This window comes from Bradyrhizobium viridifuturi (assembly GCF_001238275.1).
GTDB lineage: Bacteria > Pseudomonadota > Alphaproteobacteria > Rhizobiales > Xanthobacteraceae > Bradyrhizobium > Bradyrhizobium viridifuturi.
Window position 1 is genome coordinate 35,335 of sequence record NZ_LGTB01000057.1, and the last position, 15,423, is coordinate 50,757.

At 60.6% G+C, this 15,423-nt stretch carries 21 protein-coding genes and 1 pseudogene; 10 read left to right on the forward strand and 12 right to left on the reverse strand.

All coding sequences use genetic code 11. The features are described from left to right. Nucleotides 1–176 precede the first annotated feature (176 nt). From ALC15_RS36705 to ALC15_RS36715, 4 genes are all read right to left on the reverse strand, one after another. Nucleotides 177–383 carry a hypothetical protein gene (locus tag ALC15_RS36705; RefSeq protein WP_050631493.1) on the reverse strand — a complete coding sequence of 69 codons (207 nt, stop codon included), beginning with the start codon at nucleotides 381–383 and terminating at the stop codon, nucleotides 177–179. Nucleotides 384–667: 284 nt separating this feature from the next. Further along, on the reverse strand, nucleotides 668–1,594 hold the full coding sequence (locus tag ALC15_RS36710; RefSeq protein WP_244486423.1) for a nucleotidyl transferase AbiEii/AbiGii toxin family protein: 927 nt from the start codon (nucleotides 1,592–1,594) through the stop codon (nucleotides 668–670). Next, a complete protein-coding gene (locus tag ALC15_RS46790) occupies nucleotides 1,501–1,713 on the reverse strand; it encodes a hypothetical protein (protein WP_244486424.1) in 213 nt (70 codons plus the stop codon). The genes ALC15_RS36710 and ALC15_RS46790 overlap by 94 nt, the downstream gene beginning before the upstream one ends. A gap of 9 nt (nucleotides 1,714–1,722) precedes the next feature. Next, nucleotides 1,723–2,358 (reverse strand): DUF6088 family protein, encoded by a 636-nt coding sequence (locus tag ALC15_RS36715; protein ID WP_244486425.1) that lies wholly within the window; start codon nucleotides 2,356–2,358, stop codon nucleotides 1,723–1,725. Nucleotides 2,359–2,509: 151 nt separating this feature from the next. Here ALC15_RS36715 and ALC15_RS36720 point away from each other — a divergent pair. The 3 genes and pseudogenes from ALC15_RS36720 (at nucleotide 2,510) to ALC15_RS42525 (ending at nucleotide 5,501) form a co-directional block, all read left to right on the forward strand. Next, nucleotides 2,510–3,304, forward strand: a pseudogene (locus tag ALC15_RS36720) (type IV toxin-antitoxin system AbiEi family antitoxin domain-containing protein). Between the two features lie 400 nt (nucleotides 3,305–3,704). Beyond that, entirely contained in the window at nucleotides 3,705–5,018 is a 1,314-nt protein-coding gene (locus ALC15_RS36725) for a DUF2130 domain-containing protein (RefSeq protein ID WP_050631508.1), read from the forward strand. A gap of 219 nt (nucleotides 5,019–5,237) precedes the next feature. Next, on the forward strand, nucleotides 5,238–5,501 hold the full coding sequence (locus ALC15_RS42525; protein ID WP_094194347.1) for a hypothetical protein: 264 nt from the start codon (nucleotides 5,238–5,240) through the stop codon (nucleotides 5,499–5,501). A gap of 41 nt (nucleotides 5,502–5,542) precedes the next feature. Here ALC15_RS42525 and ALC15_RS36730 read toward each other — a convergent pair whose 3' ends face one another. The 4 genes from ALC15_RS36730 to ligD form a co-directional block, all read right to left on the reverse strand. Continuing rightward, the gene (locus ALC15_RS36730) at nucleotides 5,543–5,731 is read right to left on the reverse strand and encodes a DUF3606 domain-containing protein (protein ID WP_050631509.1); all 189 of its coding nucleotides are present in this window, start codon (nucleotides 5,729–5,731) and stop codon (nucleotides 5,543–5,545) included. A gap of 315 nt (nucleotides 5,732–6,046) precedes the next feature. Beyond that, complete coding sequence (locus ALC15_RS44615) at nucleotides 6,047–6,214, reverse strand: hypothetical protein (protein ID WP_162240541.1); 168 nt, start codon at nucleotides 6,212–6,214, stop codon at nucleotides 6,047–6,049. After that, nucleotides 6,214–6,519: a hypothetical protein gene (locus ALC15_RS36735; RefSeq protein ID WP_050631495.1), complete on the reverse strand. Its 306-nt coding sequence runs from the start codon at nucleotides 6,517–6,519 to the stop codon at nucleotides 6,214–6,216. Before ALC15_RS36735 ends, ALC15_RS44615 begins: the two co-directional genes overlap by 1 nt. A 58-nt stretch (nucleotides 6,520–6,577) precedes the next feature. Further along, nucleotides 6,578–7,405 (reverse strand): non-homologous end-joining DNA ligase, encoded by an 828-nt coding sequence (gene ligD / locus ALC15_RS36740; RefSeq protein WP_347336349.1) that lies wholly within the window; start codon nucleotides 7,403–7,405, stop codon nucleotides 6,578–6,580. Between the two features lie 319 nt (nucleotides 7,406–7,724). Between ligD and ALC15_RS36745 the strand changes: the two genes are divergently transcribed. From ALC15_RS36745 to ALC15_RS42530, 4 genes are read left to right on the forward strand one after another with little or no spacing between them, the layout of a single operon-like run. Then, nucleotides 7,725–8,009, forward strand: a complete 285-nt coding sequence (locus tag ALC15_RS36745) for a hypothetical protein (protein ID WP_050631496.1) — start codon at nucleotides 7,725–7,727, stop codon at nucleotides 8,007–8,009. Beyond that, the gene (locus ALC15_RS36750) at nucleotides 8,010–9,725 is read left to right on the forward strand and encodes a DNA polymerase/3'-5' exonuclease PolX (RefSeq protein ID WP_050631497.1); all 1,716 of its coding nucleotides are present in this window, start codon (nucleotides 8,010–8,012) and stop codon (nucleotides 9,723–9,725) included. Beyond that, entirely contained in the window at nucleotides 9,722–9,961 is a 240-nt protein-coding gene (locus ALC15_RS36755; protein ID WP_050631498.1) for a DUF2171 domain-containing protein, read from the forward strand. The genes ALC15_RS36750 and ALC15_RS36755 overlap by 4 nt, the downstream gene beginning before the upstream one ends. Before the next feature lie 57 nt (nucleotides 9,962–10,018). After that, nucleotides 10,019–10,222 (forward strand): hypothetical protein, encoded by a 204-nt coding sequence (locus ALC15_RS42530; RefSeq protein WP_094194348.1) that lies wholly within the window; start codon nucleotides 10,019–10,021, stop codon nucleotides 10,220–10,222. A gap of 23 nt (nucleotides 10,223–10,245) precedes the next feature. Here the strand turns inward: ALC15_RS42530 and rnhB are convergent, their stop codons facing one another. The 3 genes from rnhB to ALC15_RS36770 form a co-directional block, all read right to left on the reverse strand. Further along, nucleotides 10,246–11,106, reverse strand: coding sequence for a ribonuclease HII (gene rnhB, locus ALC15_RS36760; RefSeq protein WP_050631499.1), 861 nt, complete (start codon nucleotides 11,104–11,106; stop codon nucleotides 10,246–10,248). A gap of 213 nt (nucleotides 11,107–11,319) precedes the next feature. Further along, nucleotides 11,320–11,736: a hypothetical protein gene (locus ALC15_RS44620; RefSeq protein WP_050631500.1), complete on the reverse strand. Its 417-nt coding sequence runs from the start codon at nucleotides 11,734–11,736 to the stop codon at nucleotides 11,320–11,322. A gap of 16 nt (nucleotides 11,737–11,752) precedes the next feature. Further along, a complete protein-coding gene (locus ALC15_RS36770; protein WP_050631501.1) occupies nucleotides 11,753–11,953 on the reverse strand; it encodes a hypothetical protein in 201 nt (66 codons plus the stop codon). Between the two features lie 211 nt (nucleotides 11,954–12,164). Here ALC15_RS36770 and ALC15_RS36775 point away from each other — a divergent pair, with 211 nt between their 5' ends. From ALC15_RS36775 to ALC15_RS36785, 3 genes are read left to right on the forward strand one after another with little or no spacing between them, the layout of a single operon-like run. Continuing rightward, nucleotides 12,165–13,199, forward strand: a complete 1,035-nt coding sequence (locus tag ALC15_RS36775) for a Cj0069 family protein (protein ID WP_050631502.1) — start codon at nucleotides 12,165–12,167, stop codon at nucleotides 13,197–13,199. A gap of 3 nt (nucleotides 13,200–13,202) precedes the next feature. Further along, nucleotides 13,203–13,799: an ABC transporter ATP-binding protein gene (locus tag ALC15_RS36780; protein ID WP_050631503.1), complete on the forward strand. Its 597-nt coding sequence runs from the start codon at nucleotides 13,203–13,205 to the stop codon at nucleotides 13,797–13,799. Beyond that, a complete protein-coding gene (locus tag ALC15_RS36785; RefSeq protein WP_050631504.1) occupies nucleotides 13,796–14,590 on the forward strand; it encodes an ABC transporter permease in 795 nt (264 codons plus the stop codon). Before ALC15_RS36780 ends, ALC15_RS36785 begins: the two co-directional genes overlap by 4 nt. 208 nt (nucleotides 14,591–14,798) lie before the next feature. On the opposite strand, the gene ALC15_RS36790 is transcribed toward ALC15_RS36785, so the two are convergent. Next, the gene (locus ALC15_RS36790; protein WP_050631505.1) at nucleotides 14,799–15,413 is read right to left on the reverse strand and encodes a hypothetical protein; all 615 of its coding nucleotides are present in this window, start codon (nucleotides 15,411–15,413) and stop codon (nucleotides 14,799–14,801) included. Nucleotides 15,414–15,423: the final 10 nt, after the last annotated feature.

Here is a 15,423-nt window from a genome sequence, read left to right on the forward strand (position 1 = left end):
GATCGTCTTGGCGGCGACCCTCCGCGGAGGACCGCAAAGCAGCTGCGCAAGCTCGTGCGCGTCCTGGCCCGACAGCCGAACCGAAGCGCCCGTACCCGCGTTGTACAGGACGTTGTCGTCGCCTAGCGGGACGCAGAAGTTGTAGCGCGATGATCGCAGACGATGCCGCGCTGCAGTCACTTGTCGATATCGACGATGGCGAGGCAGATATTCGTGCCGTACCCGCAAAGCCGAGCACCGACGCGACCGGCCTTCTTCAGATCCGGAGTGATAGTTTCGACCTGAACGACGTGCAGCTTGCCGGGTCGGACCTTCAACTTTACGTCCTTGTCGTCGGAGACGATCAAGCTCACCTTCGGCTTCTTGGTCGGTTTTCGCGCCATGGCTTCCTCCCGCCCCGTTTTCCGTGAACAACCTATGGTCGCATATTCTTCGCAATCGTCAAGTGCAGCCTTTTGCCCGTCTGAACTTAGGAATCCATGACGGCGGCGTGCGCCTGGCATCGAAGCCGTATCGAGGCTAAGCGTCCAGCGAACTCGTTTTCAATCGCTCCACCGGGTTTCGCCGATGATGTGGGTACGCGACTTCGCGACGGCCGTCGACGGCAGGCACGTCGGCAAGTCCGTCGGCAGGGTCGTAGCCGGTGGTGGACCGATTGAGACTTTGGTCAGGTGGCGTTCAAGGTCGCTTCGGCTGCTTTAATCTTGCCGAGGATATCCTCGAAAGAAGGGATTCCTCCGAAGATCATGCCGGCCATCTTCTGGTAGTCCGCCTTCAAAGGTTCGAGCATGCCGTCGACCGGTACGATACCGAACGTTCCGGGAGTCGCCTGGTCGAGATCGAGAGGCTTCCGGTTGAAGTAGAGGCGGGCATGGCGAACGCAGCTTTCCGCGAGCTCCAGATCTTTCAGTGCGGCTTCGCCGTGTTCGGAGGTCAGAAGCCGGAATATATCGTAGTAATGGCGCGACAATCGCTGCCCGTCCTTGTAGAGCTCCCCTCTGTTCTGGAACCAGTGTCGCTGTCCGTGCAGGATGATGATCTTGTCCCAGAACGTCCTCTCGGGCTTGATCGTCAGCACGTTTGGCACGGTGAGGTCCAGGCCGTCGGTGTCGGTGGCAGAATACGGACTGATCGTTTTCGTCTCATGCGGATCGAGCGCCGACTTGGCGCCGGATTCGATCTTCACGACGCGTCGGACGTACCGCTCGTCGGAATCCGCGAATGCGCTTGGATAGTGGAAGAGCAGGGATTGAACGTCGGGGTCGTCCGGATCGGGCTCGATCTTGAACGTCAGTCCTTCGAGCTCACCAGCGGCGAAGTTCGTCAGCGCGTTCTGGAATTCGCCGTTAATGAAACTGCTGCACCGCTCCTTTATTTCGTCAAGCTTTCGCTTGCGTTCGTTCGATCCCATCGCGCGGAGATCGTCGTCTGACGGGAAGTTTTCGCCGGGCAGGTCGTCGCGGAATACGGTGATGTCGATGTCTTCCGAGAACCGCTGGATCAGATCGAAGGCCTTCGAGAGTGACGTGCCGCGCCCTTGAAAAGCAGACGCTGCTCGATGCCCGCCTTGTTGTAGAGCGCGTCGAGGATCCAACAGACCCAGAAGTCCTTTTCGATGTTCTCCGGGGGGCAGGAGAGACGCTGTCCGGTTTGTTGGAACAGTCCCCGCCGGTCTTCAGCGCTTGCTCGAATGATCTGCGGCAGGTCGGTCATGATCGCATCTCATTGGCCGCGGATCGGCGGGAGCGGATCTGGCGCCGTTGCGTCGGACTTGAGGATATCTTTTACGATAGGAACGAGCCAGTCGGGGAGATCACCCAAGTGGTCCTGCAAATCCTTTCGCATGCGGTGCCCGTCGTCGCCGTCGTTCAGGATGGACTTGAGGCGCTTTGCGATCTTGTCGCCATCCGAAGGAAGAACGTCGCGCAGCCAAATCAGAGCTTGCACCAACTGCGCGGCCGGGCGGTCAGCCCACAGAAGTCGACTTGGCGCGACTTTCTTGAAGTCGATGACCATTTGGTCGAGTTGGATCGGCTTCACGCGGGCGTCCGTCCACACGACCACCTTCGCCGGCACGGCGTTGGTAAGTCCCAAGTTGTTGGCGGCGGTTATTCCGTCGACCAGTACTTTGGCGCCGTCCCGTCTCGCGACCGCCTGAATCACCGACTTGTAGTCCGGTGGCGAAATCTTCTTCGTCAGTTGGTTGGTGCGAGGAAGATCGTAGAGACCTTGGTCGATGCGCCTGATGCGGTTGTCACTCCGGAGGCGGTGGAGGGCGACGTCGACAGCCGATCGAGTGCCGGTGTCCGCAAAATCGCGTGCGGTCCATACCTTGCTCGGCTGAGGGTCATGGCTCATCCGATCGTATATCTGGTTCGCTGTGCTAGCCATTTTACGGTTCCATTGTAAGAAATTTGCGCCTTAAATCTTACAAAGTCAAGACCCTGTAAGAAATATGACTCATATTCCTTACGACCGGTTGGTTTGGAAAAGTGCTAATTTACTTAGTATGGCTGAGCAAAAGGACAGAAAGCTAAACAAGCTCGAAAGGACTCTCCCGCAGGGGCTTCTGGTCGATGCAGCCTGGATGGAACGGCATGGATATTCCACCAGCCTGCGCAATACGTATCGGCCGGTTGGCTCGTTCAGCCGGCGCGGGGAACCTTCAAGCGCCCGCTCGGCGAACTCTCCTGGCAGAGTGTCGTCGTTTCACTCCAGCGATTGCTCGGCTCCGATCTCGTCGTTGGCGGACGTACCGCCATCGAAGCGCAAGGCCTCGGCCACTACTTGAGCCAGGCGGGTCCTTCGACCGTACATCTATATGGAACGTGGCCTGCTCCCGGCTGGCTCGGCAAACTCCCGCTCAAACAGAAATTCCGCGTTCACCGCACGCAAAGCCTGTTCAAAACGCACGGGAGCCTGCCCGGATCAAAGTCGGGAACGACGCGAGAAATACCGGGACCATTCGACTGGCCTCTCACGGTATCGACGCCCGAACGTGCGTTCCTCGAACTGCTCGACGAATTGCCCCGCCACGAAAGCTTCCATCAGGTCGATGCTCCTGGCGGAAGGCTTGAGGAGCCTGAGTCCCCGGCGGCTGCAAACGCTTCTGAACGACTGCAAAAGCGTCAAGGTAAAACGACTGTTCTTCTGGTTGGCGGAGCGACATCAGCACGCTTGGCTCAAACACATCGACAAGTCGAAAGTCAATCTCGGCAGGGGAAAGCGAATGCTCGTCAAGGGCGGCAGACTCGACACCAAATACCTCATAACCATCCCGGACGACCTCAATGCCCCTGTCTGAAAAACTCGGCATCAAGTGGTGGCCTTGTTGATCGGGACCCCCTCCGCCGCGGCGATCCCGATTTTGTGGCGAGCCGTTCCCTTTCTGCCGGGGCTCCATTCCGGCCTATAAATTCTTTGAATAAATCAATCCAATAGAGCGCAATAGGCCAGCAGCTTTCGCCGCTTCCGCTGGCATCCAAATTGGCGCTTGATCCTGTTTTGTTCTCATCTAGAATATATTCCCAAATAGAGCGGCTCGCCCTGAGGCGTGGCCGTACGTCGACATGTCGATGATGCCTTCCGTGGAAAATCCCCCGGCCAGGTCGATATCGGCGACTCGGATGTGGACATCGAGAGCGGCGACATCGCAATCGCGCGCGGAAGGTGTTCAATCCTGCTCTACGATGACAGGGGAATTCATGAGTTTCAAAGTAACCGCAGCCGGCGCTTCACACGAACCTACCCTGCATTGTCCCAACTGCAATCACGAGATCCGGTTGACGGAATCACTGGCCGCTCCCCTCCTCGCTGAAACCCGTCAGCGCTTTCAACAGCAGCTGGCCGGCAAAGATGCAGAGATGGAGCGTAAGACCGAGGCACTGCGGCTGGAACGCGAGCAGGTCGCTAAGGACCGCGAGCAAATCGAGGACCACGTTGCGAAGCGATTGACCGCCGAACGAGCCCAGCTGGTCGCGGCCGAAAGCAAGAAGGCGCGAGAGGCGGCCGCAGCCGAGCTGCAGGCGAAGGAAGCGGAAACCGCGGAGCTGCGAGCCAGCCTGCTTACAAACAACGCAAAGCTCGCCGAGGCCCAAAAACAGCAAGCCGAACTGATGCGACAGCAGCGCGCACTCGAAGAGGAAAAGCGCGAACTCGACCTGACAATAGAGAAGCGCGTGCAGGCCTCAATCAGCGAAATCCAGATCAAGGCCAGGCAGGAAGCCGACGAGGCTGCGCGCTTACGCGTTGCCGAGAAGGACCAGACCATCGAGTCGATGTCCCGAACGATCGAGGAGCTCAAGCGCAAGGCCGAGCAGGGATCACAGCAATCCCAAGGGGAAGTGCTCGAGCTCGAGCTCGAAGAGCTTCTGCGCGGACGTTTTCCGACCGACTCGATTGAGCCGATTGGAAAAGGTGAGCTCGGGGCGGACGTTATTCAACAGGTGAATGGTGCTATTGGCCAATCTGCCGGCATCATCCTTTGGGAAACCAAACGCACCAAGGCATGGAGTGATGGGTGGCTCGCTAAATTGCGTGACGACCAGCGCCGTTCCGGCGCCGACGTCGCTCTGATCATCTCCCATGCGCTGCCGAAACAAATCGAGCAATTTGATCTCGTCGACGGCGTATGGGTGGCTCATCCGCGTTGCGCATTGCCGGTCGCCGTGGCGCTCCGCCAGGGTCTGATCGACGTGAGCAGTTCACGCCTCGTTCAGCAGGGCCAGCAGACCAAGATGGAGCAGGTCTATCACTACCTGACAGGCACGAAGTTTCGACAGCGGGTCGAAGCTGTCGTTGAGAAATTCAACGATATGCGCGAGGACCTCGACAAGGAGCGCAAGTTTATGGGCCGGCAATGGGCCAAGCGGGAAACCCAAATCCTCGCCGTCATCGATTCGACCGTAGGCATGGTCGGCGACCTGCAGGCAATTGCCGGTAAGGCCATGCCGGATATTCCAAGCCTAGATACTCCGTTGTTGGAGAACGCTGTTGAGGTCGAACGAAAAGCTGGATGATCCCTCCCCAAGCCTCTTTACGGTGCATCCGCGCGCGAGCCGCCTAGGATCGCATGCAGACTTCGGCCGGCTGTTCACGTCAAGCGCGTAACCAGAAGCGGGCAGTTCGCGGTCGCATTGCACGCCGAACCGTGCTCTCTCGTCATTCTGAATCGCAGCCCTGCGCTAACGGGGAACGAACGACGGACATAAGGATTCGTCGTATCAGGAGCTTTCTCAATGCTGATGGCGCGTGAACGAGGGCCAGCGATACGGACGCTGCGCGGATGGGCGATCCAGGTGCTCCAGGAAGCGGGCGCCATCCGCGAGTGCGAAGAACACGGTTGGATGCAAGATCGCGCCGATCCGCATGCACGGGAGCGGGCCATTGATATCGCTCGTAGAGACCCGCCAGCAGGCGTCTCCCTTGATGCAGCGGCGGCCGAGGTTCGCGACGTACTGAACTCGATCGGAGATACCTGTCCGGAATGCCCCGCAGACTAAGGGCTGGTGTTAAGCCTCAACGTCGGCCCGGCCTTCCCATTTCAGCGACCCAGCCTCTTTTCGACGCGCTTACGAGAATTGCCGACCTTTTTGACGGCCTTCTTCACGGCCGACGCCGAGCGGCCCGTCTTCTTCGCTTCGTACCGGACTTCGTAGTCCTGTCCCTTGGCTACCCGGGCTCGGTCCTGTTTGCGCCCACGCGCGGTCTTTGTCTTCTTCGCTGCAGCCACTGGCTTCTCCTCTTGCAAATGATGCCGGTGCAACGCCGCAAGGATTCGCTGGGTTCCTTCTTGGCGCATACTCTTCGGGCGCAGCGGAAGGGAGTTGTCCAGTCGTCGGTAGCTCGCTCAGTGGCCGCAGGAATGCTCGAGCATGGTAGGAATCCATCCGTCGAGAAGCAGGCCATCCCAAGATACGACCCCTTCATCCCATTTGGCGCCGTGCTCGCGGTACATCGAGGCCAACTGGGGTCTCCATTCGATCATCTGATCGTTGAGCCCATCGTGGACCTGACATGCGATCCGGATCGAACGTCTCCATAGAATTCACGCGGGATGTCCAGGATCGACATCCTTCGGCGTCTTCTTCTCACGCTGAGGGGTCATCTTCGCCGGGCTTTCTTTGCCAGGGACACCGCGGGGACCGAGCTCTTCGCGCTGGATATCGTCTTCGGAGTGTTCCGGCTCGACGCCATTGATGGGCCTATCGGGCATCATTCCATCCTCGCTTTGTCCTTCAGGTCGCGGATCCGGATCTCGGCTTCCTCCTTCGAGGTCACGATCTCCGATTCATCAGGTACGCGCGCTATCGCGCTGAGCCTCTTCAGCTCGGCGAGTTGTTCCGAGGTGGGCTTTTCCATTCTCGATTCCCCAATCGCTTGCACGACGGCTTCGTCATCGAGCACGTCCAGCAGCTGGTTTATGGTCTGGTCGCAATCTCTGGGACCGGGCTCGACATGACGGGCCAGAATGCCCTGAGCCTCTTGCACTGCCTTCAGCACTCGCTTGTCCGGATCCATGACCGGCACTCCAGATACTCTGAAGGCAGACGCCCCTAAGAACGGCGCGTTCCTTTGCTCAGGCCCTTGAACGAGCTTGCCCGGAGAAGGCCTCGGAGGTGATATCGCGATACTCGATGTCCGCGTAGAACTTGGGCTCGACCCAGGTGGCCTCTGGCTTCCTGATGGTCTTCGTGAGCTTCTGCTTCGGGCTTACGACTGTATCGAGCGCCTTGCGGATCTGCGCGGAGGTGGTCCGGCTCCATCCCGTGCCGACCTTGCCCATGTAGACAAGGTTCTTGCCTTCCCTCTTGCCCAAATAGAGAGCGGCTACGCCGGACGGGTCCTTGACGAAGCCGACCACGGGGAATTTGCCCTTCTGAATGACCTTGACCTTCTGCCAGGCCTCCACCCGATCCGACCGGTAGGGCGCGTCCACGCGCTTGGAGACGATGCCTTCGTAGTTCAACCTGCGGGCGGCGGCGAACAGCGCTTGGCCGTCTCCTTCGTGGTGCTCGCCATAGAGGACTGGCTCCTCGACCCTGTGTTCGTCGATCAGCTCCTTGAGTAGCCTCTTCCGCTCGATTTGCGGCTCCTTGCGCAAATCTCTGCCGTCCAGCCAAAGCAGATCGAAAGCGAAGTAGACCAGTCGATCCTGATCGCCTCTGCCGAGATCCGCCTGTAGTTCGGAGAAGTTCGTTCGTCCCTCATGGATGACGACGACTTCGCCATCGACGATGGCCTGACCTTCGATATCGAAGGCGCCAGCTATCCGAGAGAACCTGCTGACCCAGTTGTAGCCATTGCGCGTGTAGGCCCGACGGTCGTCGCCGTCGATGCGGAGCTGGATGCGGTAGCCGTCGTATTTGATTTCGTGAATCCACCGCGAACCCGAAGGTGCATTCATCTTCAGGGTCGCAAGCTGGGGACTTATGAACCCCGGCATCGGAGGGGCTTTCGGCTCCGCGGCCGGTGCCTTGGTACGCTTTGCCACGCTACGCAACTCACAAAAAACCCACCGCCGGTCGGGCCGACGGCGGGCAGTTTACCTACCTTACTCAACGAGTCTTCCAACTTCGAAGGCCTTCGCGTGTTCCGAAGGGGCAGAGGTGTGGTCGTCACGCCCGCCGCAGCCGCCGCGCCCTAGGGTTCCTGTCGGTCCGCCGGACCTCCATCCTCATCGAATTCAAACGAACTATGGGCGAGAGCCGGCGTTTACTGAGATCATGTCAGACGCCTTCGACTATTTCCGGGCCTATGCCGTCCGAGCTCTTTGCAGGGCCAGATCGATGCCGCGGGGCAAGATGAAGCACCTGCAGCTGGTGGCCGGTCGTATCTACAATCTTCTCAAGAAAGAGGCCGCCTTCGGCCCAAACACCCAACACCTTGAGGATTTTCGGGCAGCCCAGAAGCTCGAGAGGTCCCTCGATCGCAAGCCGGATGATGGCTCGATCGCTCAGATTCACCTTGCTCTAGGGAGTAAGCAAAGCACGGGACGGGAGGCTCGTTGAATGCCCACCGTCGACGCTCCCGGTGTAGCGAGCCTCCTGCGAGAATACGCACAGCGAACTGCCTTGCGTGGCGGCAATCCTTACAGAGCCAAGGCCTATTCACGGGCCGCGGATAGCTTGGCGGCTCTTGCTATCCCTCTTCACGTGCTCGTCGCCGAAGATCGGCTCACGGAGATCCCCGGCGTCGGCGACGCCATAGCCGACATTATCACCAAACTGCACAAGACAGGCACTCATCCGAGCCTCGAAAAGCTCCGGAAGGAGATTCTGGAGGGGGTGCTCGAGATGCTGGCCGTGCCCGGCCTCCGCCCCGAGAAAGTGCTGCGTCTCTACAAGGATCTCGGCATCACCTCGCTCGCGGAACTGGAGGCCGCCGCAAAGGATGACCGCATCAAGAAGGCCAAAGGATTCGGTGCCTCGCTGCAGACCAAGATCCTGCAGAACCTCGCCATAGCGAAAAGCGGTGAAGGCCGCCTCCACCTGCACCGTGCCGCCGCCCTGCTCGCACACGCCAAGGCCTCTCTGCGCAAGTCTCAGCCCGAGCTGAAGCGCATCACGATCGCGGGCGATTTCCGCCGAGGCTGCGAGCTCGTCGGCGATCTCACGATCGTTGCGGAGGCTCCCAAGGGCGCCAAGGCACTGAAGCGGTCGCCGGCAGATGGACTGCAGATCCGACTGTCCGATCGCGAGCACTTCGGAGCCGCTCTTCTCGTCGCCACAGGCTCCTCCGCTCACATCGAACAGCTTCAGGCGCTGGCGGCGGAGAAGGGACTTCGTTTGGATGCAGACGGCTTGCACAAGGGCCGCACTCTGATCGCGGGCGACGAGGCCGACATCTACCGCGCGCTCGGCCTACCCTTCATCGATCCTGAACTCCGGGAGGGGCGCGGCGAGATCGAACTCGCTCTGAAGGGGAAACTGCCGAAGCTGGTCACGGACCAGGACCTTCGCGGAATCCTGCACTGCCACACCGATGCCTCCGACGGCACCGAGACTCTGGACACTATGGCCAAGGCCACACGTCAGCGAGGCTTCGAGTATTTCGGTGTCGCCGACCATTCCAAGTCCGCCCACTACGCCGGCGGTCTGTCCGTCGAGAAGATCGTCGAGCAGCACCGGGAAGCAGACCGACTGAACAAGCGCTTCGGCAAGGACTTCCGGATCCTCAAGGGCATCGAGTCCGACATTCTGGCCGACGGCTCGCTGGACTATCCGGATGACGTGCTCGATCAGTTCGATTTCGTCGTCGCCAGCATCCACGGCCGCTTCAAGTTGGATCGCAAGGCACAGACCCAGCGCCTGCTTAGGGCCATCTCCGATCCTCATACCACCATCATCGGCCACATGACCGGGCGGCAGCTCCAGCGGCGGCCCGGCTACGAAATCGACATCGAGAAGGTGCTGCGGGCCTGCGCCAAGCACGACGTCGTCGTCGAGATCAACGCCCACCCATGGCGGCTCGATCTGGATTGGCGCTGGCACCAGGCGGCGCTCGAATTCGGCTGCATGCTGAGCATCAATCCAGACGCGCACTCGATTCCCGAGCTCGACCACACGCACTGGGGCGTCGAGATGGCCCGCAAGGGCGGTGTCCCTGCCGACCGCGTCCTGAACGCCATGACGCTTGCGGAGATCACGCGCTACCTCCGCCACAAGCGGCGCTCACTCGCCCGGGCGCCTGATCGGCGGCAATATATGAATGGGAGATACCGATGACAGATGTTTCCAAGATCAAGGAGCACATGGACGTGCTGTCGTCCGATAGGAAGATGGTGGGAAAAGTCGATCATCTGGACGGATCCGACAAGATCAAGCTGACGAAGCAGAGTTCGCCGGACGGTCAGCATCATCACTTCATTCCGCTCTCTTGGGTCGATCATGTCGATCAGCACGTGCATCTCAACAAGAGCGGCTCCGACATCACCTCACACTGGCAGCACGCTCAAAGCTGACCAAAACGTGCGGCAAAGGCGGAGGCGCCGGCGGGCGTCTCGTTAGGAGGACAACTTATGGGTATCGCGAAATACGAAATATTTGGGAAAGATGGCACTTGGCGCATACGCCACGACGGCAAAGCGGAGAATGAATACGCTTCGAAGGAAGCTGCATTCGAGGCTGCAATTGCAGCGGCTTCAATCGCGCTCCGCGAGGGCCACGATGTCACAGTGACCGCTCCGTCTAGTGAGACCACAACCGGTGCGGCCAAGCACTAACGAATTCTGGAGACCGAAGCGGGTCAAGTGCTTCCAGCGCGCAGCACCGACGCTTCGAGCTCTGAATCGGTGCGTTCCGATGGCAAAGGCCAAGGTGGCAACGGTGGCAAGCCGAGGACTTCACGCACAGGGCCAAACGAACGTCGATGGGCAGCGCATGCGCCTAGCCTGGACAGAGCAGCATAATGGGCGCGCACTGGGTAACCCTTGTGGTCAGCGAAGCCGTAGCCGGGATGACGCATGTCGAGCGTTCGCATCAACGCATCGCGCGAGACCTTCGCCAAAATAGAGGCGGCAGCGATGCTCGCGGATTTGGCGTCGCCCTTGATGATCGCTTGCTGCGGGATCGCGATGTCCTTCAAGCGTTTCGCGTCGATCAGAAGATGCTGCGGAGTTACCCCCAGCCCTTCAACGGCCCGCCGCATGGCAAGGATTCCCGCCCAGTAGATGTTGATGGTGTCGATCTCATCAACCTCGACAAACGCGACAGACCATGAGGCCGCCTTTTCCTTGATCTCTTCGGCGAGAGACTCGCGCGAATTCGCGTCCAGTTTTTTGGAATCGTCGATACCAAGGATGCGCGTGCCGGGCTTGAATATTACCGCCGCAGCGGCGACCGGCCCCGCAAGCGGGCTCATTCCGGCCTCATCAATACCTGCGACCGCTTCCTTCCCCTCTTGCCAGAGAAGTGTTTCGAAGCGGAGCATCTTGCGAAGCCGCTGCCCTTCGGACCGGTTCTCGAAGCGCCGCTTTTCAATCGAGGCGAGGATTGAACGCGCTCCCGCGCGGCCGTCGGCGCGCAGCATTTCCTCGAGGCCGGCCTCAAGAGGCCTGCCCTCGATAACGTAGCGCTGACGTAATTTTTCGAGTGAGTGGCGGTTCATGAGACCCCTCGACTGGAATAAGACCGGTGATCGCCAAGCTTTGTGGCGATTATCTGATGTCACAGCCAAGGAACTCTAGCGTTCACTGTTGTCGTGGCCTTCTGCGCCGTCCCGGCAAACAGGTAATGGCGGTGCGGTTGGGACTGGGGAGGCCATCGACAGTCCGTGACTTCCGAGCCGCCGCGCCAAGCTTTATTGGACCTCGATCACAATTCAGGAGGCGTTGGCTCTGGTCCGTTCGCGCGCTTCGCGGCGACGTTCACGGCGTTCGCGCCGCCGCTTGGCCCGATCTGCGGGCTGCCGAAGCGGGGGAACGGGCGCTGGCGAGCTCGCGATGGTCTCCCCAACCGAAGGCGTCTGGATCGCCTCCGAGGCTGCTGGGCGGGACTCCATGAACTCGAGAACGGCCCGCCCCTGAGCAGTGATCTTCCATCCGCCGCTTATGCGCTCGACGAGTCCTTGCGAGAAGATGTCGAGATCCGGAACCCGCGCAGCGAGGCGCCGGGTGCGATCCGCCCAATCGCGGCCGCTTGTCACCAGGATGGCCATGTCGCGTTTGAGGTCCTCCATGACGGCGAAGCCGTCCGGATAGCTCACCAGGATCTTGAGGACCGTCACCTGGAAGTTCACGCCCGCCCCGGATCGATCAGCGCCACATGGTGGGCGCTCGGGACAGGGCGTCGCGGCCGACCTGCCTGAGGCTATCGGGCGAAACCTCGCCTCTGGTCGCGGCCTCCAGGATCTTCGATGCGACGTGAGTACGTGCTTCGATCTCGCGGTGCGAGACGGTTTCGCATACTTCGTCGAGGACCGCGCGCAAAAGCGCGGTTGTTGTGGTGTCGAACATGAGCTGCCCCCATCAGGGAAAACGACACTCTAGCTCAATTTTGGCGCTGAGGAATCAACCATGTTAAGTCTTGCGGCAAGCCTTCCGGTCGGAAAACCGCGGCTTGAAGGATCCATGCGATCTCACGTAGACTGACGGTCCGGGACCAAGCAGACTCCCGGCGAGACTTCGGTCCAAGTTCTGCGCAGCACGCAACACGTGGAGCTTGCGCATGGATAGCGAACGACAACCCTCGTCCAGACGTACCGTTGCCATCCTCTCGCGAGGAGATGCCGTCGTACGTCGAGATGCCACCTCGAAAAGCGGCCGCTTCGTCGACGTCTTCGAAGCGCTCGCAGCCGTGGGCGTCGAAGGGCGCCCAGCCATCTACGACGAAAGCTTCGCCAACGCCGTCCGCGAAGAACTGCTCGCAGTGGACGGCGTGCTCGTCTGGGTCAACCCAATTCAAGACGGCCGAAACCGCGCCGATCTCGACGCGCTGCTGCGCGACGTCGCCGCGCAGGGCGTGTGGGTGAGCACTCATCCCGACGTCATACTCAAGATGGGTACCAAGGAGGTCCTTTACCGCACCCGCTCGATGGGTTGGGGATCAGACACGGCCCTGTATCAAACCGCCGCGGTGATGCGCGCCGAGTTGCCGGTCCGGCTCGCCGCCGGGCCACGGGTGATCAAACGCAACCACGGCAACGGCGGCCGAGGCGTCTGGAAGGTCGAGAAGCTGCCGGATTCATCCAGGATCAAAGTCCTGGACGCGACTAAGGACGCGCCGGAGGAACTGACGCTCGATGATTTCCTGCATCGCTGCGCGGAGTATTTCGAGAACGGCAGCGTCATCGACCAAGCGTTCCAGCCCCGCCTGAGCGAAGGCGTCGTGCGCTGCTACATGGCCGGCGACCGCTGCGCCGGCTTCGGTTATCACAAGGTCAAAGCCCTGGTCGAGCCGCCTTCCGCGCGCGCCGGGGCCGGCCCGCGGCTCTACACGTCCAACGCCGACCCGCGCTTCCAGCGGCTGCGGCGATTGATGGAGGACGAGTGGACGCCGCAGCTCACCTCATTGCTGGACATCGCGCGAGACGACCTGCCCGCGATCTGGGACGCCGACTTCATGCTCGGTCCCGTCCAGGCCGATGGAAGCGACAGCTACGTGCTCGGCGAGATCAACGTCAGCTCGGTGCATCCCTATCCGAGTGAAGCGCCGACAGAGATCGCCAGGCGGGTTGCCGACCGGCTGCAGCTTAAGCTCTGACGCATGCTGACGGTCAACGGGCTCAAGCGCCTGCACCTCTGCGTATCATTCGACCTGCAGGACGGCGAATGCGTCGCCCTGCAGGGGCCGTCTGGAGTCGGAAAGACCTTGCTGCTCCGCTCCATCGCGGATCTCGATCCAAACGAAGGAACGGTCAAGCTAGACGGCACGCTCAGAGAGGCGATGCCCGCCCCGGCCTGGCGAAGGCGGGTGACCTACCTCGCCGCCGAACCCGGCTGGTGGTCCGACACTGTGCGGGAGCACTTCACCGCTTGGGATGATGCCCTGCCGCTGGTCACGCGCCTGGGGTTGCCGGACGACTGCGGACCTTGGTCGATCCAACGGCTTTCGACCGGCGAGAGACAGCGATTGGGGCTCGTGCGGTCGCTCATGCTGCGATCGCGGGTGCTTCTGCTGGACGAGACAACCTCTGCGCTCGACCCGGCATCCGTTACAGCCGTGGAAGCCTTGATTGCCGAACGCATTGCGAATGGAACGAGCGTGCTCTGGAGTACCCACGACCACGGCCAAGCCCGGCGCGTCGGGTCACGGATTTTCGCAATGAAGTCCGACGGCGGCATCGAGGAAAGCCGGCCGTGACCTACATCCAGCTCTCGTACGGCAACCTGGTGCTGCCCGCGCTCCTTGTCGTCATGGACGGCGTCCTGTCGCTCGTGCTCCGCCTCAAGCTCGAGAAGCAACTGGCCATTGCGACCATGCGCATGGTGGTTCAGCTCGTTCTCGTCGGATTCGTTCTGACGTTCCTGTTTGCTGCAGTGTCGCCGCTCTGGACCGCTCTCGCCGCCCTGATCATGGTCCTATTCGCTTCGCGGGAGATCGTCGCGCGACAGAAGCGACGATTGACGGGTGTTTGGAAGTACGGCCTAGGAGCAACATGTACCCTTCTCGCCGCCGGCACCGTCACGATGTTCGCGCTCCTGACAGAGCTACGCCCGGATCCTTGGTATCACCCACGTTATGCGTTGCCTTTGCTAGGCATGATGCTGGGCAACACGATGACCGGAATAAGCCTCGGCTTGGACGTGCTGACAAACAGCCTGGTGCGCGAACGAACTGCCGTAGAAGCTTGTCTTGCACTCGGCGGCACCCGACACCAGGCCCTGTTGCCGATCATACGGGACGCGTTGAGAAGCGGCTTCATGCCGATCATGAACAGTATGGCGGCGATCGGCCTCGTTTCCTTGCCGGGTATGATGACGGGCCAGATTCTCGCAGGCGTTGAGCCGGTCGATGCAGTAAAATATCAACTGTTGATCATGTTTCTAATTGCTGGCGGGACCGGGCTGGGAACGTTGGCCGCGGTCCTGGGCGGCGCACGTCTGCTGACCGATCACCGACACCGGCTACGTCTCGATCGCATTTTGACCTAAAATTAGGGATGCGGTCTCGCTCTGTCGAAAATAGGTAGCGGATTGAAGAAACTCCATTTGAGACCGTAGCCGTCGGCGACCTTCAAGCAACAGCTCATTATCACCTCCACTTCTGGCCCTCGGCGTCATTTAGCTGCCTGCAGAATTTGGTTGCCATCGAGGCATAGCGGACCCTGGCAAGCCCTACGCTGGAAGATAGATTCGCGGTCTAACCGCGCGCGCCTCGCAGCGCTGCTTCCAGTCGCGCCTTCTCTTTATCCCAGCGGGTTTCTTCTGCCTGCGACCTCTTCTCGATAGCGTCGAGCTCAGCCTGGATGGCCGCAGCCCGCTTCGCGTGCTCCTGTTCGGCCTTGTCCAACGCAGCCTGTGCCTTGTCGACCGCCTGCTGACGGCGTTCACGCTCCTTCTGCCTGGCAGCCTCCTCTTTCGCTCGTTCAAGCTCGCGGCGCCTCTCTTCCCGTTGGTAGTCGAGAGCGGCCTTGCGCTCCGCCGCCTTGTCGACGGGGCGAGAGGAAGGCTTCTTCGCCTTTGAGCCTTTCGACTTGCGGGCAGCTTTCGTTGGTCTGCCGCCCTCAAGATTAGTGGGCAGGTCGGCATGCTCTTTGAAAGATCCGTCGGATCCGACCGGGCGCCTGAGCACGACGCCAGGCTTTGCCATGGTTGCGGCGATGACGTCCGGATCATCGCTTTCCTTCGCCGCGCCCTGATGAAAGAGATTGCTGTCTGCGCCCCACGCTTCGAGCGCAGCTTTCATGGAAGGAGCGGCTATAGCCAGATCGAAGAAGCCCAGCGACGTCTGGTAGGTTTTCAGTTTTCTGGCCATCGGTCTGATC